This is a genomic window from Pontibacter toksunensis (assembly GCF_042686245.1).
In the GTDB taxonomy this organism is placed as follows: Bacteria; Bacteroidota; Bacteroidia; order Cytophagales; family Hymenobacteraceae; genus Pontibacter; species Pontibacter toksunensis.
Genome location: NZ_JBHUOX010000004.1, coordinates 233815 through 255569 on the forward strand (window position 1 = coordinate 233815; position 21755 = coordinate 255569).

The window sequence follows — 21755 nt, forward strand, 5'->3', positions numbered from 1 at the left end:
AACAGCCCTGCTTTCAATTAAGCAGGGCTTTATTTTAAATCACTTTCCCCATGACAACTCCTGAAAACTTCCGGCCCCTTCTGCACCTCTTTGGTTTCATGGCTTTGCTACTGCTAAGCTTTTGCCAGTCTAAGCCAAACGTTGAATCAGAATTACTTGAGAAAACACTGGCTTACCACGACCCGGAGAACAATTGGCCGCAACTGAAAGCACGCCTTTACCTAAGCAGTGCTGATACAGCCGGTCTAGAGAACACCTTCGAGATAGAGTTGGACAACAGCACCGGCTATTTTGCTCACATCAGCCGTCAAGACGGGAAAGAGGTAGTAAAAGGCGTTGCTGATGGAAAAGAATTTTACCTGCTGGACGGCAAGCAGGATATCAGCGCAGAAGAACGGGAAAAATATGGTCTCAAGCCTGAAGATTTGAAGTGGGTTCATAGTTTTTACGGCTACCTCTACGGACTACCCATGAAACTGACAGATGATGGGGTGCAAGTAAAGGAGGCAGCCCAAAACGAGAAGATCGAGGGGAAAGAATACCGGGTACTGCAGGTAACCTATGATGCTACCGTAGGATCTGATAACTGGTTCTTCTACCTGAACCCTGATTCGCATGCCATGGAGGCTTACCGCTTTAACCACGGCCAGCCGGAAAGCGGGGAGTATATTCTACTGGAGGAGGAGGTAGTGGTAGACAGCATCCGGATACCAAAGGTGCGCAAGTGGTACTGGAACAAGAATAACGCCTACATAGGCACCGATACGTTGCTCAAAGCAGAACCATTAACATCCTACAGAATTTGACGACTTATAGTCTTAAAGCACAGACAGAAGAGATGCTACAGCAGGTCTGATGCCGCTGGGTGAACTACAGCTAAAGCATCTTAGACTGAAAAAAGTATCATTCCTATGGAATACACTTTAGGCGATGTAGTAGTAGAGGCTATAAAATAGAGAGTCTGCTTAACCTAGAAGATTAAGCAGACTCTCTATTTTATCTCCATTTCGAGTGCAAAAAAAACATCAGGCTGAAACAGCCATGTTTTCTTCCAGCGTAAATCTATAGCTCAGGCTTAATAATATAAGCATCAACTCATTTGGCAGCTCAAGATTAACATGGTCCTGCTCCAGTTCCTCCCAAGAGTTAAAAACTTTCCATGTTTCGCTGTTACCGTAGGTCAGCTTCTCTTTCATATTGAGTTCCCGCTCAAAAATAGCCGACAGCTCTACGTCTTCTTCGCGCATCGGCACCTTCACTTTGGAGCCGCCGCTGTTTATAACCTGTACTATTTCTGCATGTCTTGTACTGTTTGCAGGTAAATAGAAATAACGCACACATGGTGCTTTGCTTTTAGGGTGAAGTCTAGGCATGGTAGTATTTGTAGGTTCGGTCGTGTTCAGTTTACTGTTTGTATTATCTGGTCCAGTAGCAGGGTGGACTGCTGCTACTGGACCAGATGTATATATTATGTATATGATTCTCCTTCAAAGGCAACTCCCCCTGTTGCCCCTGGTAATGCTTTACTTCGGCAATATTTTAACCTTCTTCTTCAAAGGGTAATTTTAAATTAGTACAATTATCAGCCACATATTTTACCGTTGATTCTGGCTTCTATATCCTGTGTCAGAAAAGATTTGTCTCCCTATACCTGCCTAGCTTCAAACTTGTTATGCTTTATGATAAAATTTATACAAGTTCTATATATAATACTTACAATATTGTTTTAAAGCCTTTATCACTCCTGCGGCAACTACCAAACCAGTACAAAAAAACAACCTGTATCTTTTCTGAATCTGTTTTGTTAACTTTGTGAAATATTTAAAACTTAAATTGAACACCTATGGCAATGTATCCTGAATATATGGTTGCGCCTATCCGTGAGGATCTTACCTCCGCGGGCTTTGAGCAACTCATGTCACCTGAAGAAGTAGAGCAGGCAATAAAGTCAGAAGGCACGGTGTTGGTAGCTGTGAACTCTGTATGTGGTTGTGCTGCTGCCAAAGCACGTCCGGCGCTTAAAATAGCGGTGGCTGCCTCCGATAAGAAACCATCTAAACTGGTAACAGTTTTTGCTGGTATGGAGCAAGACGCAGTAGCCAAAGCACGGGAGCACATGCTGCCTTATCCTCCGTCTTCACCATCCATCGCTTTGTTCAAAGACGGTGAGCTGGTACATATGATTGAGCGTTACCACATTGAGGGCAACGAACTGAACCGTATTGTAGACAACCTGCAGGGCGCCTTTGAGGAGTACTGCTAAGCTTTAGCACAGATAAAAACAGCGAAGGCCGGTGAAATTCACCGGCCTTCGCTGTTTTTATCTGTTACTTCATCTGGCCTTAAGCATTCGCCCGTTTCAGGTCAAACCCAATGTCGTGGCGGTAGTAGCGGTCCTGCCAGGTAATTGTCTCAGCAGCGGCATTTGCTTTCGCCAGCGCCTCTTCCATGGTATCTGCCAGGGCCGTTACAGCAATCACGCGGCCTCCGCTGTTCACCAGCTTTCCGTTTACCATTTTAGTACCGGCATGGAATACCAGCACATCAGAAGGCACCTTATGGATACCCCCGATTTCTTTCCCCTTCTCAAAACCCTCCGGGTATCCACCAGACACCAGGAACACAGTGGCAGCTGTGCGTGGGTCTATCTCCAACTGGAACTCGCCCAGTTTACGGTCGTGCAGGGCTCTGAACAACTCGAACAGGTCTGACTTTATGCGAGGCAGTATGGCCTCTGTTTCAGGGTCGCCCAGCCGCACGTTGTACTCAATCACATAAGGCTCGCCATTCACGTTCATTAACCCGATAAACAGGAAACCGGTGTAATCCATCTGCTCTTCCTGCATGCCCCGCAGCGTAGGGTTAATTACCCGCTCCTTCACTTTCTGCATGAAAGCGTTATCTACAAATGGCACGGGCGAAATGGCACCCATACCACCTGTATTCAGCCCTGAGTCACCTTCGCCAATACGCTTATAATCCTTTGCCTCCGGCAGCAGCACATAGTCCTTGCCGTCCGTCAGGATAAACACAGACACCTCAATGCCCTGCAGGTATTCTTCAATAACTACTTTGCTGCTGGCATTGCCAAAGCGCTTGTTCCGCAGCATATCATTAAGGGCATCTATGGCCTGGTCATAATCCTGGGCAATAATAACTCCTTTACCTGCCGCCAGTCCGTCGGCCTTCAGCACTACCGGGTAATTGTGGTTGCGCAGGTACTCGGCTGCCTGGCTGAACGTGTCTTCCGTGAACGTCTGGTACCGGGCAGTCGGAATGTTATTTCTCTGGAAAAAGGCTTTACAGTAGTCCTTGCTCCCTTCCAGCATGGCACCTGCTTTTTTAGGCCCGATAACGAGGATGTGCTTCAGGTACTCTGAGTTCTGGAAAAAGTCGTGGATACCATCTACCAGCGTGTTTTCCGACCCAACCACGATCATCATTATATCAAAGTCGGCAGCGAATTTTGCCACCTCATCAAAGTTATGAATGTCAACGGCAGCAGTTGTACCATACTGCGTAGTGCCTGCATTGCCGGGTGCTACAAATATTTTCTCGCAGTATTCACTTTGGCTTAATTTCCAGGCGATGGCATGCTCACGGGCTCCGGATCCTATTATGAGTACGTTCATAGGTTAATCTTTAATAGCTGGTTTTGGACTGTTTAGCTGTTGCTACACATGGCTAAAGTATCTGCTGCGAAGTTAAAGATTTATACTTGCTCATGCAGCACAATTTATGCTTTAAAAATACAGTAGCCACACGCAGACCTGAAGCGCAAGCAGGCCAGCAAGAACCAGCTCTACAAAACTAAAAGGTCTGGGAAACTCTGATTATGCAAACTTCTCCGGATGAGCAGCAGGCATGTTCCACCTTGAATCAAAGTTAAGCATAGGCTAAAGAAACTTGTATTGATACTTAAAGGTTTAGCAAAGATAAACTACGCTTGCACTATCTTGCAGGTGGTTAAACAAGCGCTTAAATGCGTAAGCACGCAACAAATTAAAGATGAACGTTCCTTCTGTTTCAGTGATTATAGCTGTTTATAATAAGATAGACTGGCTTCTGCTACTATTGTCGGGTTTTGAAAAGCAGTCGTTTAGGGATTTTGAAATCGTTGTTGCTGACGATGGAAGCAACAAGGAGTTTGTTCATGCGCTAAATGAATACATACAGACTTCTCCTTTAAGGATTCAGCATGTCTGGCATAAGGACAAGGGCTTCCGGAAAACAAGGATCTTAAACAAGGCAGTCTTGCAGTCGAAGGGAGAGTACATTATTTTTATTGATGGAGATTGCCTTCCGGACAGGAACTTTGTAGCAGACCATTGGTATAACCGTGCACCCGATACTATTCTAGCGGGCCGTAGAGCAAACCTTTCCCAAAAGCTAACCCAAACCCTTTCAGCTGAGAAAATCAGGAACGGCCTTCTTGAGAGCACCGCCTTTCTAAGAAAAGTGTGGGTAGACAGCTTTCGTAAGATAACGAATCATGCGGAAAAGTCTGTGAGGCTTCCCCGTTCCATATATCGGATGCTGCCCGCAAAATCGAAAGGCATACTCGGCTGTAATTTTTCACTTCATAAGAGTGATCTTTTGCAGATCAATGGGTTTGATACCCGCTATGAAGCTCCTGCAACAGGTGAAGACACTGACATTGACTTACGATTGCGTTGGGCAGGGAAAAAAATCCGGCTGTTACGGTTCCAGGCTATCCAGTTTCATATTTACCACACAAGGCTGGATCGGCCTAACGACAATGACCGGATATTTGCAGAAGTGATGGCTCAGAAAAAAGCAGTTACCTCTTTTGGTATCCGGGAAATGCAAAATGATTTGGCGTAATGTTGCTCCCGGTCCCATTATGAAATAGTATCGAGTGATGGTGCTCCCACTATCTGAAGGCCACAGTGGTGATTATTTTTAAAGCACAACTATGCGTAGCGCTGCAGCAGGAACCTTTCTGAAGTACAGCGGTGGGTATTCAACATAAAAGGCCGGTGCTGCAATAGCACCGGCCTTTTATGTTGAATACAAGTAGTCTCTTCTGATGTAGATTATTCCAGTTTAGTTCGCGTACTCCGACAGGAACTTCACGCGCATCAGGCGCAGGTCTTCCTCTGTATAATCGTCCGTGCCGAGTTCCTGAAGGGCCGCCGCGATGTTATCGGTGCTTGCACTCATGAAGTAATCGTAGATTTCTTCCTGACGCTCCTGGTCAAGCACACTGTTGATGTAGTAGTTTAGGTTCAGCTTGGTGCCGGAGTAGCAGATATGCTCAATCTCCTCAATCAGTTCCTGCATCGTCAGGTCTTTGGCGGCGGCAATTTCTTCCAGCTCCACCTTCTTATCCACTTGCTGAATGATATAGATCTTGATCTTCGACTTGTTTACCGTTGTTTTTACAACAACATCGGCTGCGGTTACAATATCGTTTTCCTCTACATACTTGCTGATCAGGTCGAGGAACGGTTTTCCGAACTTCTGCACCTTGCCCATACCTACACCGCCAATGTGGGCCAACTCATCTCTGGTGGTTGGGTACACGGTGGCCATTTCTTTCAGCGACGGGTCCTGGAACAACACGTATGGCGGCAGGTTCTTTTCCTTTGCGAGCTTTTTGCGCAGATTCTTCAGCAGGTCGAACAGCACCTCGTCATGTCCGGCAGATGCCTGCGTTTCTTCTTTCTCCTCGTCTTCCTTCACTTCCTGCTCGTAATTATGGTCCTTTGTTAGCTGGATAGGGTATGGGTTCTGAATAAAGTCAATACCTTTCTGGGTCAGCTTTACTACCCCAAAGCTTTCAATATCCTTCTCCAGGAACTCTGACAAAAGCACCTGGCGCACCACAGAGCTCCAGAACTGTACGTCGTTCTCCTTGCCAGCTCCAAATACCTCCAGTTTATCGTGGTCGTAGCTGCCCACGTATTGGTTACGCAGGCCTGTAAGCACTGCCGTAATATGTTCTATGGTAAAGCGCTGCCCTGTCTGCTCCACTGCTTTCAGCGCCAGTTGCACTTCCTTCTCCGCCTCAAAGCGCTCTTTCGGGTGCAGGCAGTTATCGCAGAAGCCACAGTCTTTTTCATAAGCCTCGCCAAAGTAATGCAGCAGTTGCTTGCGGCGGCACACGGCAGAGTCGGCATAAGAAGCCATCTCCTGCAGCAGCAGCTTAGAGTTGTCCCGCTCGGTTACGGGCTTGTCTTTGTTAAATTTCTCCAGCTTTATGATGTCGTCGTAGCTGTAGTACATGATACAGTTTCCTTCCAGGCCATCACGCCCGGCACGGCCTGTTTCCTGGTAATAGCCTTCAATGGATTTTGGGGTGTCGTAGTGGATGACAAAGCGCACATCTGGTTTGTCGATTCCCATACCAAAGGCAATGGTAGCTACAATTACGTCCGCCTCCTCGTTGAGGAAAGCATCCTGGTTGGCCATGCGCACGTTGGAATCCAGCCCGGCATGGTATGGCAGCGCCTTCACGTCGTTTACCTTCAGCAGTTCCGCAATTTCCTCTACTTTCTTACGGCTCAGGCAGTACACAATGCCGCTCTTGCCTTTGTGCTTCTTTACGTATTGGATCAGTTGCTTCTTGGTATGGTGTTTCGGGCGTACCTCGTAGTACAGGTTGGTGCGGTTGAAAGAGGACTTGAACACAGATGCTTCGTCCATCTGCAGGTTGCGCTGTATGTCGAGCTGCACCTTTGGTGTGGCAGTGGCTGTCAGTGCAATAATGGGCAGGTTGCCAATCAGGTCGATGATACCACGTATGCGGCGGTACTCCGGGCGGAAGTCATGCCCCCACTCCGATATGCAGTGCGCCTCGTCGATGGCCACAAAAGAAAGGTTCGAGTTGCGCAGGAACTCTATGTTTTCCTCTTTCGTGAGAGACTCCGGTGCCACGTAAAGCAGCTTCACCTCGCCCGCCAGCGTCTCCTTCTTTACCTTGTTTATCTCTGACTTCGACAAAGTGGAGTTTAAAAACTGGGCATTCACGCCAAAGGCATTCAACTGGTCTACCTGGTTTTTCATCAGGGCAATCAGCGGTGAAATCACGATAGCGGTACCTGGCAAAGAAAGGGCAGGTAGTTGGTAACACAACGACTTGCCGGCGCCTGTTGGCATAATCACAAAAGTATTTTTGCCGTTAATAATGTTGTTTATTATCAGCTCTTGATTTCCTCTGAATTGATTATACCCAAAAACTTCTTTTAATTTGTTCTTGAGATTTATCTCTTGTTTTACTGACATGTAATTTTGTGAAAATTTTAATCAGGTTGCAACATACTTCCTTACCCTGTATACTAATACAAATTTAATTTGAATATCTCTAATAAAATAACCCTAACCGCAAAAAAAGTCTTAAAGCTTGAAGCCGAGGCTATCGCCAAACTGGCAGATTATATCGACGAAAGCTTTGAGAAATGCGTCGAAACCATCTTGACAATAAAAGGACGCGTAGTGGTGACGGGTATTGGAAAGAGTGCCAATATAGCCCAAAAAATAGTTGCGACGTTAAATTCTACCGGTACCCCCGCTTTATTTATGCATGCTGCCGATGCCATTCACGGTGATCTGGGAATGATACAGGCAGATGATTTTGTTATCTGCATCTCTAAAAGCGGCAATACCCCTGAAATAAAGGTACTGGTTCCGCTCCTGAAACGCAAAGGTTCCAAACTGGCTGCCATGGTTTCCAGCACCGACTCTTACCTGGCCCGGTGCGCTGACTTTGTCTTGAACGCCAACGTGGAGCGTGAGGCCTGCCCGCACAACCTGGCCCCCACCACCAGCACAACAGCAGCACTTGCCCTGGGCGATGCGCTGGCTGTCTCTTTGCTGGAGGCACGTGGTTTCAGCAGCACCGATTTCGCCCACCTGCACCCGGGCGGCTCTCTGGGCAAGCGCATGTACCTGAAGGTGGAAGACATCTATACCCAGAATGAAGCACCACGTGTGAGAGCGAACGCCAAGCTGAAGGAAATTATTATCGAAATCTCGTCTAAGCGCCTGGGAGCCACTGCCGTTTTAAGTGAAGACGGCGAGCAGCTAATAGGAATTATCACAGACGGTGATCTTCGCCGCATGCTAAACAAGTATGACTCTATTGAGGGCATTGTGTCCACAGACATTATGACTCCAGACCCTTTAACCATCGACGCATCAGAATATGCCGTTGAAGCTCTGGTAGTTATGCAAAACAAAAGTATAACGCAACTTATTGTCACAAATTCCGGTAAATTTGGGGGCTTTGTGCATCTTCATGACCTATTAAAAGAAGGACTTGTATAAATATGAGAAAAGATACCTATGTGGTAATTATGGCGGGTGGCATCGGAAGCCGCTTCTGGCCTTTTAGCCGCACCAATTACCCGAAGCAGTTCCACGATGTGTTGGGAATTGGCGAAAGCATGCTGCAGATGACGATGAAGCGCTTTCAGGACATATGCCCTGTCGAGAACGTGTTCGTAGTCACGAACAAGGACTACAAGGAACTGGTGCAGCAGCAACTGCCTGAGCTGACAGAAAACCAGATTCTGCTGGAGCCGGTCGGCCGTAATACTGCCCCCTGCATTGCCTACGCATCCTATAAAATAAGGGAGCTTAACCCAAACGCCAATTTAGTGGTAACGCCTTCTGACCACGTGGTACTGAAGCAGGATGAGTTTACAAACGTGATCAAGGACGCTGTAGAGGCTGCCGCGAAAGACGATGTGCTGATTACGTTGGGCATTACTCCTAGCCGGCCTGACACCGGGTACGGCTACATCCAGTACATCAACAACGAATCGCAGAAAATCAAGAAAGTAAAGACCTTCACAGAAAAGCCTAACCTGGAGCTTGCACAGATGTTTATTGACAGCGGGGACTTCGTGTGGAATTCCGGCATCTTTATCTGGAATGTGCAGAGCATTATTACGGCTTTCCATCAGCAGTTGCCGGAAATCACGGAGATTTTTGACGAAGGCGTGTCTACCATGAACACATCAGAAGAGCAGGACTTTATATTCAAGGCCTATTCTCATTCCCGCAACGTGTCTATTGACTATGGTATTATGGAGAAGGTGGACAACGTGTATGTGCTGCTGGCTGATATTGGCTGGTCTGACCTTGGCACCTGGAACTCCCTTTACACCATCAACGACAAAGATGAGAATGGCAACGTGATAGATGGTGAAGTGATGTTATACGACACAAGAGATTGCATTGTAAAAACACCGAAAGAGCGATTGGTGGTTATACAAGGCCTGGAAGATTACATTGTAGCGGAGTATGACAACGTTCTGATGATCTGCAAGAAAGGCGAAGAACAGAAAGTGAAAGACTTTATGGCCGATGCCAAGTCGAAGAAGGGTCCGGATTATATCTAGGCGCTAGTCTGAATTCCTGAAAAAAGTAAAAGGACAAAAGAAGAAAGATTTTATAGTCTTTACTCCTTTGTCCTTTTACTTTTTTATTTCAAACCAGGGCCTACCTTGGCTCCACGCTGCCAAGGCTCGCATACCCGCTATCGCGGAGGCGCTGCCGCATGGCTTCATAAAGTATGATACCCGTGGCCACTGAAACGTTCAGCGACCCGATCTGCCCTAATAACGGAATACGTACCCTGGCATCGGCACGCTTCAGGTATTCTGCCGAAATACCGTCTTCTTCACTCCCCATGATAATAGCTGTAGGCCCTACCATGTCCAGTGTCATGTCCGACAGGTTCTGCTCTGTCTTCTCGGTACAGGCCACTATCTGGAAACCCGAATCCTTCAGATACTCTATGGTGTCTTTCAGGTTTGGCTCACGGCAGACAGGCACCAGGTGCAGCGCACCGGCGGATGTCTTCACAGCATCTGCGTTTATCTGCGCGCCGCCACGGCTCGGGATTACAATGGCATTTACACCCATACACTCGGCGTTACGGGCAATAGACCCGAAATTACGCACATCAGTTACCCGGTCGAGTATAAGTAAAAGCGGGCTTTTCCCCTGCTCAAAAAGCGACGTTACTGTTTCAGATAAAGGTACGTACGTGATGGGCGAAATGAGCGCCACAGCCCCCTGGTGATTTTTCCGCGTGAGCTTGTTCAGCTTTTCCAGCGGCACCGTTACAACGGGTACTTCCAGCTTTTTTGCCAGCTGCACAATTTCGTCGGTCGTCGGGTTTTTAGCCCCTCTCTGAAGATAAATTTTCTCCAGTTCTTTTCCAGCTGACAGCGCCTCTAAAATCGGGCGCGAGCCGAAAATCATATCCGTTTTATCTTCCTTTGGTGTTCTGGAGGAACCACCGAAGCGGTTACCTACATATTTATTTTGCCTGCTCTCCATTTTGCTACTGTGCTGTACCAACTTTCCCCGTACCCACGGCGCCGTACCAGCTCATAATGATTTTGGGTAAAGTTATTCTCTTTTTTGTTAAAAACGAATTTGATGGCGGGGGCAGTATCCGTCTGGCGGTAGAACCAGGTAACAGTTGCCCCCTCTTCTTCTACATCGGTAGGAGGCCCGAAGATGATGTAGATCATGCCTCTGTCAGTAGCCCAACCTGCTTTATGTGAAGAATAAAGCTTGTTTGCCAGCTCTACCCGGCTGTAAAATAGCTGTATTAAATCACGAGCAACCTCTTTACTCTCTCCCAACTGTAGCCAGAAGCGGTCGATGGCCGCCTTTGTGTCGCTTGCACGAAGGAGTTCCTCCCGCTCCTTAGAAGTTGTGAGGTAGATAAGGGGCTGTAGCATCTCTTTCGTGCGGGTAACCAGAGGGAAATTAGCAGGCTGCACTAATATGCCCCGGGCATAGCTGGTATTCGGATCAAATAAGTAAACTCCTTCCTCCTGGAATGTAAGTGTATCGCCGGGGGCAATGGTTTGCACCTCCGCAGCGGAAATAGTACGTGGCCCAGCCTCTCTAGCCAGTGACATAGGGGGGGCAGCAGGTCTGAAATCAGCATCAAAGCGCTGCACTTTAAGCGCTCCTGCCCCGCTTCCGTAACTGCGCGCCCAAACCTGGTTGCCAGTGGTCGTATAGTTCTGAAGCAGGGGCTTACCTTCAGTGGCATCCATCAGCAGGTACTCCTTCTGCAGCATTTTGCTGTCTAACGGCAGCCTGAACTTTGTTCCTATCAGTTCATCCCCGGAGAGCAACTGCCATAGCCTGAATTGCAGCACATTCGGTTCCTGCACTACCTGCGCCGGCAGCACCAGTTTCACCAGCAGCTGCCCTTCTATATCTGTTAGCTTACGGTCAGGCAGGTTCAGGGAATCACGTATCACCATGGTGGCTTTTTCACTGGCTCCTGTTCTTACCTCATATTCGTAGGAGGTAGCCGTTTGCAGTATGTCTATCACCTGCTTTGCATCTTCAAACTTCAAGAGCAGGTGCAGGCTGTCGTTGCTCGCATAGTAGCTTTGCTGCAAAGTTATTTCAGGCGCCTGCCGCTCAATTTCCACAGGGTCCAGACTGGCAGAGGGAAAGCCTCCACAGCTCATCATTAACAGGGGCAGCAGAAAGAGTAGCGGGTGAGGGTTTCTCATCTATGAAAAAGTTTTCCTTGATTTTCACTTAAAATAAAGGCCGGATCACGTGGTGCGATCCGGCCTTTATTACTGTATCTGCATATATTTTGTTTAACGGCGCATACGCTGCAGGTACTGCATAAACTGTTGCTGTAGCTGTGCTGCACGGTCCTGCATACCAAGGTTTTCCGCGGCTCCTATCAGTTGCTGCAGAATTACCATGTTTGTCTGGATCTCGGTATCAAAAAGGGCTCCCTTCTCAAAAAAATAATCCAGCGCTTTCTGTGAGTCCTGCGCCATTTCGTTCAGCAATGCCTCTGCCTTTTCCTGCTCTCCCAAGGCATCATAGATAGGAATGAACTGCGGCGTATAGTAGTCATACGGCACTGTGCTGCCTGGCAACACTTTAAAGGCGTAATCTACGATTTCCTTTGCACGGGCCGTGTTGCCTTCCTCTAGGTAGGCCGCAGCCAGACGGGCAAACTTATCGCGGGCGTTGGCAGAGAAGCGGTAATAGTTCTCGTCGTAAAAGATGTCCGGGTTATCAAAGTTGCGGAACTGGAATTTCTTCATCATGTTCTCATACATCACCTCCTTGTTCACAAAACCCTGCTCTTCGTTGTTCGACTTAACCGGAACAACACGGAAGGCTAATCCTTCTAACTGGAAGTAATCAGACAGTCCCATAAAATCGGCGCTGTTCACCGTGGATGAAAAATAAATCGGCCGCTCCCAGTCGTTTGTAGCCAGCAGGTCCAGCATTACCAGGTGCTTCTTCTCCAGCAATGATTTGTTGATGGTCCACTGCATACGGTCCACGATTTCGTCTTCCTTATCGTCTGCCACGAAGTCCATTTTCCGCACCTTTTCCTTGTCAACATTCAGGATGAAGTTCTTGGTAGGCATGGTGAGCAGTGTGGTGCCCTGGCCATACTGCACCTGCAGGGCCGGGTGGTTTTGCTTCACCAGGTTGATGTACTGATCCAAGTCGATGCCGGCTGCTACCTGCGGACGCTCCACATACGGCAGGTAGTCGTTGGTGCCCTGGCGGTAGTTTTCATTTTCCAGCGAAAGCGGCCATGGATCTGACAGGTACGACTGACGCTTCATCTGATCAATGTACCAGTCGGTGTTCAGGTAGCTGAGTACGGCTACCCGCACATCGGTTCGGTAGCCTTCCACCTCCTGCGCATACCACAGCGGGAAGGTGTCGTTGTCACCGTTTGTGAACAGGATGCCATTCGGAGCAACAGAGTCAAGCAGGTTCTTCGCTGAGTCAACAGATTGGTAACGGTCTGAGCGGTCATGGTCATCCCATCCTTCAACTGCCATCACGCCGGGTATAGCCAAACCTATTACAGTGGCAACAGCTGCACGCGTTTCTTTATTTTTGAGAAATTTACCCAATATTTCCGCCAGGCCCATCACTCCGAGGCCAATCCAGATGCTGAAGGCATAGAACGAGCCGGCAAAGGTATAATCCCTTTCCCGCGGCTCAATAGGGGGCTGGTTGAGGTAGAGCGCAATGGCAATACCTGTAAAGAAGAACAGCAGGCCAATAACGAAGGCATCACGCTCTGATTTGCGCACCTGATAAATCAGGCCTAAGATACCCAGTAAAAGAGGCAGCATAAAGAAGTAATTGCGGGCGGCACTATCCAGCACACGCTCCGGCGCATTCGGGTCGCTCTTTCCGAACCACAGCACACCCGCGTTCTGCACATCACTCTCGCGGCCAACAAAGTTCCAGAGGAAATAACGCCAGTACATGAAGCCAAGTTGGTAGCGCATCAGGAAGCTCAGGTTCTGCCCGAAAGTAGGCGCCTGCCCCTCCCGTAGGTCTACCCACTTCTTATAGGCTTCAATGTGCTGCGGCTGGTCGCTGTAAATTCGCGGCAGCAGTGTTTTATCTTTACTGTCGTAGATCGGCTCTATTTTAGGAGTAGTCGGAATGTACTTGTCCTCTCCTCTTCGGTAGCGCATCTCTCCCTCTTCCTGTGCCACCGGCTGCGCGTTGTACTGCGGGCCATACAGCAGCGGACGGTCACCGTACTGCTCTCGCTTCAGGTAAGCTACAAAAGTCAGGATATCGTCCGGGTCGTTTTCGTCAATGGTCGGGTCATAGGAGGAGCGGATCGGGATCATCATGTAAGAAGAGTAGCCGATCAGTACAAAGACCAAACTAAGCAGTGCCGTGTTCAGCACGCGGTTGTTATGCTTTATAGAATAGCGGATACCAAAAATAATGGCTCCGACAAGCAAGGCAACAAACACTATCAAACCGGAGCCAAACGGCAGCCCGAAGTTATTTACAAAGAACACCTCGAAGCCTCCGGCCACAGTAGGCAAGCCCGGAATAACTCCCCAAAGTATAGCCACTACGATAACAGCACTGATGGCAAAAGCAATTACGCCTCCCCAGAAAGTAGGCTTGTAAAGGCGGAAATAATAGATAAAAGCCAGCGCCGGTATGGTAACCAGGTTCAGCAAGTGCGCCCCGATGGAGAGCCCGACCAGGTAGGCTATCAGGATGAGCCACTTATCAGAATGCGCCTCTCCTACCTTTGCCTCCCAACGCAGCATGGCCCAGAACACAATAGCGGTAAAAAACGAAGACATGGCATACACCTCTGCCTCTACTGCTGAGAACCAGGCTGAATCAGAGAAAGTATAAGCTAGGGCTCCTATTGCACCGCTTCCCATTATTAGCAGCAAGCTGCCTCTGGTAGGCGCTGCTCCTTCTTTAATGAGGAGCTTGCGCGCTAGGATGGTAATAGTCCAGAACAGGAACAGCACGGTGAAAGAACTGCAAAGGGCTGACAAGAGGTTTACCCACCACGCTACCTGCGTAGGGTCAGAGGCAAACATAGAAAAGAGGCGGCCCACCAGCAGGTAGAAAGGTGCACCCGGTGGGTGCGGAACCAGAAGCTTGTACGATGTAGCTATAAACTCACCGGCATCCCAGAAACTGGCTGTAGGTTCCAGCGTCAGTACATACACTGTGGTCGCGATGAAGAACACGACCCAACCCACAATGTTATTTATCTTTCGATAATCAGTCATAGTTATTTCAATTCAGCCCCGAAAATAATAAATAATGTGAAGCGGCTGTGTAATAATTAGATGTTTATATACAAAAAGCCGACCAAATGGCCGGCTTCCCGTTTTATTTCGATTATAGAAGTTCTTATTTCTGCAACACAAGGCGCTTTGTCTCTACTGTCTTGTCGTTCACCAACAGGCTGTAGAAATAGATACCTGATGGATAGCTGCTCAGATCTAGCTCCACTTCCATTTTTTCGGCTGGGCCTAACTCCTGTACCCGCATTACCCGACCAATGGTATTTGAAATCCGAATCTTATAAGTATTGTTGCCCGGCAGGTTAAGCGCCAGTGTGGTCAAACCACGCGACGGATTCGGGAAAGCATTAATAGAAGGCACTGGTTTGATCTCTTTACCAGGCGCAATTGCAGCCAGCGTAATGTTAGTATAAACTGCTTTTTCAGCCTTAGCCTCTACCGTATGAAACTCCTTACTTACTGCAGAAGCATATAACTTAGAGCATGTATGTCTATCAGGGTTCATCACGAAAGCCGGGCGGGAGTTATTGGCAGACAAAACAAGGGCCGCCCCCCCATTGGTTGGCATAAGCTTCCAAAGAATCCCTCCACCCTTTTTAACAGGCTCTACTCCAGCATTTACCATGGCAGTGCCTGCAAAACTCAGCACGTGCGAGGAAATGAGGGTAACTACTAATACTAATTTTGTAAAAATTCTCATAGACAACATCCTTATTTGTGTAACCACCGGACTGGTTACACACACCAAATATAGTTTAAATTAATGAAAGAAATCATACATCTTACCAAGAAGATTAAAAAGATGTAAACACCCACTCAATTTTACAGCCTTTTGAACGTTAGGGTGAGCATTTCTTACAATTTGATTATAACAATATTCATGCCCTTTCTTAAAAGAACTACAGATAGTTCTTCATTTCACTCAAATAAAATTAAGTTTTTTCAGGGGCAGGAAAACCCTTGTATTATGGTAACTGACGTAACCCAGACTCGGTTATGTAGCATAAGCGTTTGCAGGAAACGCGAAAGTAATATACTGCACCTGCCACGGCTATAGAGGCGCATTTCCATCTGCTAGCAGAAGGGGAAACAAAATATTAGGAGTGTCCTTTGTACTGTGACAGAAAACTACCCAGAAGGCGCAATGTTACTTGTTTAAGGGGTGCTAAAGAATATAACTTATTTCTTTGAAGGCAAAGTAGCGCAGTTTGTTCTCTATCTCCACCGCCAGGCACCCGTTTTCATCTACCCCTACAATCTGCCCCTGCACCTGCTGGTCGTCCACTAGAAACGGGTGTACCTCCTGGTAGCGGAATAGTGCCTGCAGGTACTCCTGCCGCTGTTTGCTCATCTTGCCGTTTCGCAGCTCGAGGTAGCGCTTTTCCAGCAGTTCCAGCAGCCGCACCGTCACCTTCTCCACATTCAGCGTGTCGCCTGTTACGTTACGCATAGACGTTGCCGTTGTGTAATCAAAATACAACTGGTTCACATTTAAACCAATCCCTATGATACTGTGTTGTAGTGTGTAGCTATTTATGGTGTTTTCTATCAGAATCCCGCCAAGTTTCTTACCTTCATAAAATAAATCGTTCGGCCACTTTATCTGTGCCTCGTGCAGCCCCTGTTCCCGGATCAGATCAAACACGGCCAGCGACACAGCAATATTAAGGTAAAACTGCTGTCTGGCAGCCAGAAACGAGGGTGACAATATTACAGAAAGCGTTACGTTTTTACCTGGTTCAGCCTCCCAGGAATTACCGCGCTGTCCGCGCCCTTTTGTTTGTTGGTGCGTTATCACGGTGCAGCCTTCTGTGGCTTCATTTTTGATAAGAAGCTGTTGAGCCTCTGAGTTAGTAGATTCACAAACCGGCAGAAAATAAAGCTGCTGACCTATAAACAGCGTATGAGGCAACATAAAATTAAGGTATAATTAGTACTTTTGTAGATCAAAATTATAGAGCAATAATGAAAGAAACCAAGGTTGAGGCTACTTCAGACATTTTGGCAGAGCTTGTAGTGAAGGGAATGCAGGAAAAGAAGGCGACCGATATTGTTATCATAAACCTCAAATCACTTAAAAACGCTGTATCCGATTATTTCGTAATAGCATCCGCTAACTCCGATACACAAATAGATGCCATTGCATCCTCTATTGAGGAAGAAGTATTCAAATCCATACGTCAAAACCCATGGCAAAGCGAAGGCCGCATGAATAATGAATGGGTATTGCTGGACTATGTAGATGTGGTAGCACATATTTTCTTAAAAGACAAGCGCGAATTCTACGCTTTGGAAGAGCTCTGGGGCGATGCCAAGATAGAGCAGGTTGCGTCTGTCTAAAACATACATGGCCTTAGCTGAACATTTAGTGTAGGCCTGTGTTTTTCATGTATCTGAATTTAAACATCAATGGCAGAAAATAATAATAAAGGCAACAACAAAAAGAAAAAGCCGATGATCCCGAACACGCCCCCGCGCCCAACTATGCAGTTGTGGATGCTGGCCGTGCTGATTCTGCTGATCTTCGGGCTGACTTATCTGAACAAGAGCAACTCTTCTATTGAAACAACACAGCAGGAGTTTGAAGAGATGTTGCTTAGTGGTGACGTGAGGAAACTCACGATTGTGAATGGAAAGACTGTTGAAGTTTACCTGAAAGAGGAGGCGCTGCAGAACGAAAGGTACAAGACGGAACTGAACAACCGTGGTGCCTTCACAATGGAGGCACAGGGACCGCAGTACCATTTCCAGGTTATTACGGCAGAGTCGTTCAAGGAGGACCTTGACAAGCTGCAGACAAACCTGCCGCGAGAACAGCAGGTACCCCTTATCCCAGAGTCCCGTACCGGTTTTGCAGATTTCTTCCTGCAATGGGGTTTCCTGATACTGCTCGTATTTGGATTCTGGTTCCTGATGCGCCGTGTAACCACAGGTGGTGCAGGTGGCCAGATCTTCAATATCGGCAAGTCTAAGGCGGCACTCTTCGATGCTGAGAATAAGGTAAAGATTACGTTTAAGGACGTGGCTGGCCTGGAAGAAGCAAAAGAAGAGGTGCAGGAGATTGTAGAATTCCTGAAGAACCCTTCCAAATTCACAGTGCTAGGTGGTAAAATACCGAAAGGTGCTTTGCTGGTAGGCCCTCCGGGAACAGGTAAAACCCTTTTGGCGAAAGCCGTGGCAGGAGAAGCTGATGTACCGTTCTTCTCCCTGTCTGGTTCCGACTTTGTAGAAATGTTTGTGGGAGTGGGTGCCGCACGTGTGCGTGACCTCTTTAAGCAGGCAAAAGCAAAAGCGCCTTGTATTATCTTTATTGATGAGATAGACGCTATTGGCCGTCACCGTAGCCGTGGTGCCACACCGGGCGGTAACGATGAGCGTGAGAATACATTGAACTCCCTGTTAGTGGAGATGGATGGTTTTGCTACAGACTCAGGAGTTATCATTCTGGCTGCCACAAACCGCCCTGACACCTTGGATTCTGCCTTGCTTCGTCCGGGTCGTTTCGACCGCCAGGTGAGTATAGACAAGCCAGACATTAACGGACGTACTGAAATCTTTGACGTGCACCTGAAGCCGCTTACGCTTGGCCCTGATGTAGACGCTAGGAAACTTGCTGCGCAGACACCTGGTTTTGCCGGTGCCGAAATTGCTAACGTATGTAACGAGGCCGCCTTAATTGCAGCCAGACGCAGCAAAAAGGCGGTAGACCAGCAGGACTTTAACGATGCGATTGACCGTGTGATTGGAGGATTGGAGAAGAAGAACAAGATTATCTCTCCGGAAGAGAAGAAGATTGTGGCATACCACGAGGCAGGCCACGCCATTGCGGGCTGGTTCCTGGAGCACGCTGACCCATTGGTGAAAGTGAGTATTGTGCCACGCGGTGTAGCCGCTTTAGGATATGCGCAGTACCTTCCGAAAGAGCAGTTTTTGTACACCACAGAGCAGTTGATCGACGAAATGTGTATGGCCTTAGGCGGCCGTGCTGCTGAGGAACTCATTTTCGGTAAAATCTCTACCGGAGCGTTAAGCGATTTAGAGCGCATCACCAAGATGGCCTACAGCATCGTGACGATGTATGGTATGAACAAGAAGATTGGTAACGTGTCTTTCTATGATTCAAAGCAGAACTCAGATTATTCTTTCAACAAGCCGTATTCTGAGGCTACTGCTCAAACCATTGATGAAGAAGTTCGCATCATTATTCAGGCGGCTTACGATCGGACCAAAGCATTACTGACTGATAAGGCCCATGAGCTGGAAATTGTATCGCAGGAGTTGTTGGCAAAGGAAATACTGTTCCAGAACGATTTGGAGCGTTTAGTAGGACCACGTCCGTTTGAGGCGCTTACAGCTTATCAGGCTCATACTGCCGGCACAGACCGCAGCAAAACCAAAAGCGAAGTAGAGCCACATGCATCTATTCCTGTAGAACAGGGACTGACACAACACCCGGAGCAAAACGAAGGCCGGGGAGTGCCTGGCACGCCACTGGAAAACACCACACCAGCGGAGCAGAACGGTTCTATAAACTCTAAAACAGCTTGATAAAACAGGCATGTACGAAGCAAAATCTAAAGAAATAGTGTTAAGAAGAGTAAGAGAGGCGCTGGCTAAGTCAGCGCCTTTTCTGCCTCCTACCCCTGACTTCACATCCCCGCTGCACCCGGTGGTGCCTTTAGAGGATATGTCCATCGTTTTTGCAGAAAACTTTATCCGTAACAGCGGCAAGTTTGTGTACTGTGAGAACCAGGAGGATTTCTTCGACCAGCTCTACGTTTACAAGAAAGAGCAGAACCTCCAGCACCTTTACGTATGGGAGCGCAACCTCCAGACTGCCTTGCAGTACGCAGGCATCGAGTTCAGCGAAAACGAAGATACCTTTGTGAATGACGCAGAGGCTAGCCTCACAACCTGCGAATCGCTGATAACCCGCACAGGAAGCCTTCTTGTGAGCTCTGCCAATGCCGGAGGCCGCAGACTGAGCATTTACCCCTCCACGCACATGGTGGTGGCACAGGCCAGTCAGTTGGTGCCGGACATAAAGGATGCTTTGCAACGCCTCCGTAACAAGTATAAAGAAAACAACTTCCCATCCATGGTTTCGATGGTGAGTGGGCCGAGCCGAACAGCCGACATTGAGAAGACGCTGGTAATGGGTGCCCACGGCCCGAAGCAGCTAGTTCTGTTCCTGATTGATGACATTCCGAATTAACAAGCTTTCACCAGGTAAGAAAGTATACTTTGCCTCCGATTTCCATTTAGGCGTGCCCGACGCTGAAACCAGCAAAGCAAGAGAGAAGAAGATTGTACGCTGGCTGGAGATGGCGCGGCAGGATGCGGCAGCTGTACTTCTGGTCGGTGATATCTTCGACTTCTGGTTTGAGTATAAGCATGCCATCCCGAAAGGCTTTACCAGGCTGCAGGGCAAACTGGCAGAACTGACGGATGCTGGTATTCCGGTGCTCCTTTTCACGGGCAACCACGACATGTGGATGTTTGATTACTTTCCGAAAGAACTGAATGTGCCGGTACTGCGTGAGCCTATTTCTACTACTTTCGGTAACAAGACATTTTACATAGGGCATGGTGATGGACTTGGTCCCGGCGACCATACCTACAAACTGCTGAAGCGGGTGTTTGATAACAAGGCCTGCCAATGGCTTTTTGCGCGGGTACACCCTAACTTAGGGATTGGTGTGGCCAGCATGTGGTCCAGGAAAAGCCGTATCCGCAACATTCAGAAAGACGAGCCTTTTTTAGGTGACGAGGAGTGGCTGGTGCAGCATTGCAAAGAGGTAGAGAAAGAGCAGCACCACGACTACTATATCTTCGGTCACCGCCACTTGCCCCTCGACCTGCCCATCGGCGACAGCAGCCGCTATTTGAACTTAGGAGAATGGGTCAATTTTTGCACCTATGCTGTATACGACGGAGAAACATTACAACTAAAGACCTTTGAAGGCTAACGCAACTATATGCTTTTTCCTGATGGTGCTTTTCCTGGCACCACAGCATCTGTTTGCCCAGCAGGCAGATGCTCGCCAGCTGGTTTACAGCCACAGCGTCCCGCTTAGCTCTCCTACCAGTATCTCCCAGGACCGCAACGGCCACGTATACATCCTGGACCCGCTGCGCAACCTCCTCCGCCTCGATGCAATGGGGCGCCCTTTGGATACCTTCTCCCCTCCCACCCGGGGGCGCATCAGCACCGTAGAAGCCTGGAACCCGATGAAGGTGCTGCTCTTTTATGAAGACAGGCAGTCGCTGCTTTTGCTGGACCGGTTCCTGCGCCCTATCAGCAGCACTGGTCTGAGCGACTTGAACTATGAGGGAATTGCCAAGGCAGCCACGCTTTCCGCAGATGACAGTTTCTGGCTCTTTGATGAAACAAACCTGACGCTGAGTAAACTGGACCTGCGCCTGCGCAAAGTAACAGTTGAAACGCCCCTCAACCTTATACTGGATAGGGAGCGCTTCGATGTGCGCCAGCTGCGGGAATATCAGAACATGCTGTACCTGCTGGACTACAACAACGGCGTTTATGTGTTTGACAACCTGGGCAACTACAAGAAAAGCATTCCTATTAAAGGCCTTGCTTATGTTGGCTTCCGGGGAAATGAACTATATTTTGTGCAGGATGGGCAGCTGACTTTTTACGACCTGTACACTTCCGAAAAACAGACTGTTGCACTGCCGGAGAAAAACTCCTATAGAACAGCACTGGTAGGAGACAAACAGCTATATCTCTTTACAAAGGACAAGGCAGACATATACTTTTGGCAGTAACAGCTTTACTTAGCGCCTGAAAACACCTTCAGCCCTACTACTCCGGCTATAATCAGTAGTATACAAAAAATACGAATAAAGTCGCGCGGCTCGTTGAGGAATACAATACCCAGAATAGCTGTGCCCGCTGCCCCAATGCCCGTCCAGATACCGTAGGCCGTGCCCAGGGGCAAGTGTTTCATCGCCTGCGACAGCAGCACAAAGCTCAGTATCATCACAATCACGGTTACGACACTTACTCCAACTTTTGTAAAGCCCTCACTATACTTCAGTCCGAATGCCCAGCCTATTTCACAAATACCGGCTAAGATCAGGTATATCCACGCTATATTCATCTTAAATCAACAGTTAATTGGGGAGCAAAGATACTGAATTGATGCGGCA

Annotated in this window: 19 protein-coding genes; 10 read left to right on the top strand and 9 right to left on the bottom strand. The window is 48.2% G+C overall.

Going from position 1 to position 21755, the window contains the following annotated elements; all coding sequences use genetic code 11:
• The first annotated feature begins 50 nt into the window (after nt 1-50).
• Nucleotides 51-806, top strand: coding sequence for a DUF6503 family protein (locus ACFS7Z_RS07410; protein ID WP_377482909.1), 756 nt, complete (start codon nt 51-53; stop codon nt 804-806).
• A gap of 219 nt (nt 807-1025) precedes the next feature.
• Here the strand turns inward: ACFS7Z_RS07410 and ACFS7Z_RS07415 are convergent, their stop codons facing one another.
• Nucleotides 1026-1373, bottom strand: a complete 348-nt coding sequence (locus ACFS7Z_RS07415) for a hypothetical protein (protein WP_377482912.1) — start codon at nt 1371-1373, stop codon at nt 1026-1028.
• 476 nt (nt 1374-1849) lie between these two features.
• Between ACFS7Z_RS07415 and ACFS7Z_RS07420 the strand changes: the two genes are divergently transcribed.
• Complete coding sequence (locus ACFS7Z_RS07420; RefSeq protein WP_377483157.1) at nt 1850-2263, top strand: BrxA/BrxB family bacilliredoxin; 414 nt, start codon at nt 1850-1852, stop codon at nt 2261-2263.
• A gap of 79 nt (nt 2264-2342) precedes the next feature.
• On the opposite strand, the gene purD is transcribed toward ACFS7Z_RS07420, so the two are convergent.
• Nucleotides 2343-3632 (bottom strand): phosphoribosylamine--glycine ligase, encoded by a 1290-nt coding sequence (gene purD / locus ACFS7Z_RS07425; RefSeq protein WP_377482914.1) that lies wholly within the window; start codon nt 3630-3632, stop codon nt 2343-2345.
• A 376-nt stretch (nt 3633-4008) separates the two neighbouring features.
• On the opposite strand from purD, the gene ACFS7Z_RS07430 reads away from it, so the two are divergent.
• Nucleotides 4009-4845 carry a glycosyltransferase gene (locus tag ACFS7Z_RS07430; RefSeq protein ID WP_377482916.1) on the top strand — a complete coding sequence of 279 codons (837 nt, stop codon included), beginning with the start codon at nt 4009-4011 and terminating at the stop codon, nt 4843-4845.
• 222 nt (nt 4846-5067) lie between these two features.
• Here the strand turns inward: ACFS7Z_RS07430 and recQ are convergent, their stop codons facing one another.
• The gene (gene recQ, locus ACFS7Z_RS07435; RefSeq protein ID WP_377482918.1) at nt 5068-7248 is read right to left on the bottom strand and encodes a DNA helicase RecQ; all 2181 of its coding nucleotides are present in this window, start codon (nt 7246-7248) and stop codon (nt 5068-5070) included.
• A gap of 69 nt (nt 7249-7317) precedes the next feature.
• On the opposite strand from recQ, the gene ACFS7Z_RS07440 reads away from it, so the two are divergent.
• Nucleotides 7318-8289 carry a KpsF/GutQ family sugar-phosphate isomerase gene (locus tag ACFS7Z_RS07440; protein ID WP_377482920.1) on the top strand — a complete coding sequence of 324 codons (972 nt, stop codon included), beginning with the start codon at nt 7318-7320 and terminating at the stop codon, nt 8287-8289.
• Between the two features lie 2 nt (nt 8290-8291).
• Nucleotides 8292-9368, top strand: coding sequence for a mannose-1-phosphate guanylyltransferase (locus ACFS7Z_RS07445; protein WP_377482922.1), 1077 nt, complete (start codon nt 8292-8294; stop codon nt 9366-9368).
• Nucleotides 9369-9468: 100 nt separating this feature from the next.
• On the opposite strand, the gene rlmB is transcribed toward ACFS7Z_RS07445, so the two are convergent.
• The 5 genes from rlmB to ACFS7Z_RS07470 all read right to left on the bottom strand — a co-directional run bounded on the left by rlmB (nt 9469) and on the right by ACFS7Z_RS07470 (nt 16497).
• Entirely contained in the window at nt 9469-10314 is an 846-nt protein-coding gene (gene rlmB / locus ACFS7Z_RS07450) for a 23S rRNA (guanosine(2251)-2'-O)-methyltransferase RlmB (RefSeq protein ID WP_377482924.1), read from the bottom strand.
• Nucleotides 10287-11519 carry a GWxTD domain-containing protein gene (locus tag ACFS7Z_RS07455; protein WP_377482926.1) on the bottom strand — a complete coding sequence of 411 codons (1233 nt, stop codon included), beginning with the start codon at nt 11517-11519 and terminating at the stop codon, nt 10287-10289. The genes rlmB and ACFS7Z_RS07455 overlap by 28 nt, the downstream gene beginning before the upstream one ends.
• Before the next feature lie 93 nt (nt 11520-11612).
• The gene (locus ACFS7Z_RS07460) at nt 11613-14564 is read right to left on the bottom strand and encodes a glycosyltransferase family 117 protein (RefSeq protein WP_377482928.1); all 2952 of its coding nucleotides are present in this window, start codon (nt 14562-14564) and stop codon (nt 11613-11615) included.
• Between the two features lie 124 nt (nt 14565-14688).
• Nucleotides 14689-15282, bottom strand: coding sequence for a T9SS type A sorting domain-containing protein (locus ACFS7Z_RS07465; protein WP_377482931.1), 594 nt, complete (start codon nt 15280-15282; stop codon nt 14689-14691).
• Between the two features lie 465 nt (nt 15283-15747).
• Nucleotides 15748-16497 carry a biotin--[acetyl-CoA-carboxylase] ligase gene (locus tag ACFS7Z_RS07470; protein ID WP_377482933.1) on the bottom strand — a complete coding sequence of 250 codons (750 nt, stop codon included), beginning with the start codon at nt 16495-16497 and terminating at the stop codon, nt 15748-15750.
• 50 nt (nt 16498-16547) lie between these two features.
• Here ACFS7Z_RS07470 and rsfS point away from each other — a divergent pair, with 50 nt between their 5' ends.
• From rsfS to ACFS7Z_RS07495, 5 genes are all read left to right on the top strand, one after another.
• Entirely contained in the window at nt 16548-16922 is a 375-nt protein-coding gene (gene rsfS / locus ACFS7Z_RS07475; protein ID WP_377482935.1) for a ribosome silencing factor, read from the top strand.
• Nucleotides 16923-16991: 69 nt separating this feature from the next.
• On the top strand, nt 16992-19130 hold the full coding sequence (gene ftsH / locus ACFS7Z_RS07480; protein WP_377482937.1) for an ATP-dependent zinc metalloprotease FtsH: 2139 nt from the start codon (nt 16992-16994) through the stop codon (nt 19128-19130).
• Between the two features lie 10 nt (nt 19131-19140).
• Nucleotides 19141-19797 carry a LutC/YkgG family protein gene (locus tag ACFS7Z_RS07485; protein WP_377482939.1) on the top strand — a complete coding sequence of 219 codons (657 nt, stop codon included), beginning with the start codon at nt 19141-19143 and terminating at the stop codon, nt 19795-19797.
• On the top strand, nt 19781-20551 hold the full coding sequence (locus tag ACFS7Z_RS07490) for a UDP-2,3-diacylglucosamine diphosphatase (protein ID WP_377482941.1): 771 nt from the start codon (nt 19781-19783) through the stop codon (nt 20549-20551). Before ACFS7Z_RS07485 ends, ACFS7Z_RS07490 begins: the two co-directional genes overlap by 17 nt.
• Nucleotides 20541-21371, top strand: a complete 831-nt coding sequence (locus tag ACFS7Z_RS07495) for a hypothetical protein (protein WP_377482943.1) — start codon at nt 20541-20543, stop codon at nt 21369-21371. The genes ACFS7Z_RS07490 and ACFS7Z_RS07495 overlap by 11 nt, the downstream gene beginning before the upstream one ends.
• 5 nt (nt 21372-21376) lie before the next feature.
• Here ACFS7Z_RS07495 and ACFS7Z_RS07500 read toward each other — a convergent pair whose 3' ends face one another.
• Entirely contained in the window at nt 21377-21706 is a 330-nt protein-coding gene (locus ACFS7Z_RS07500; protein ID WP_449301447.1) for a DMT family transporter, read from the bottom strand.
• Nucleotides 21707-21755 lie beyond the last annotated feature (49 nt).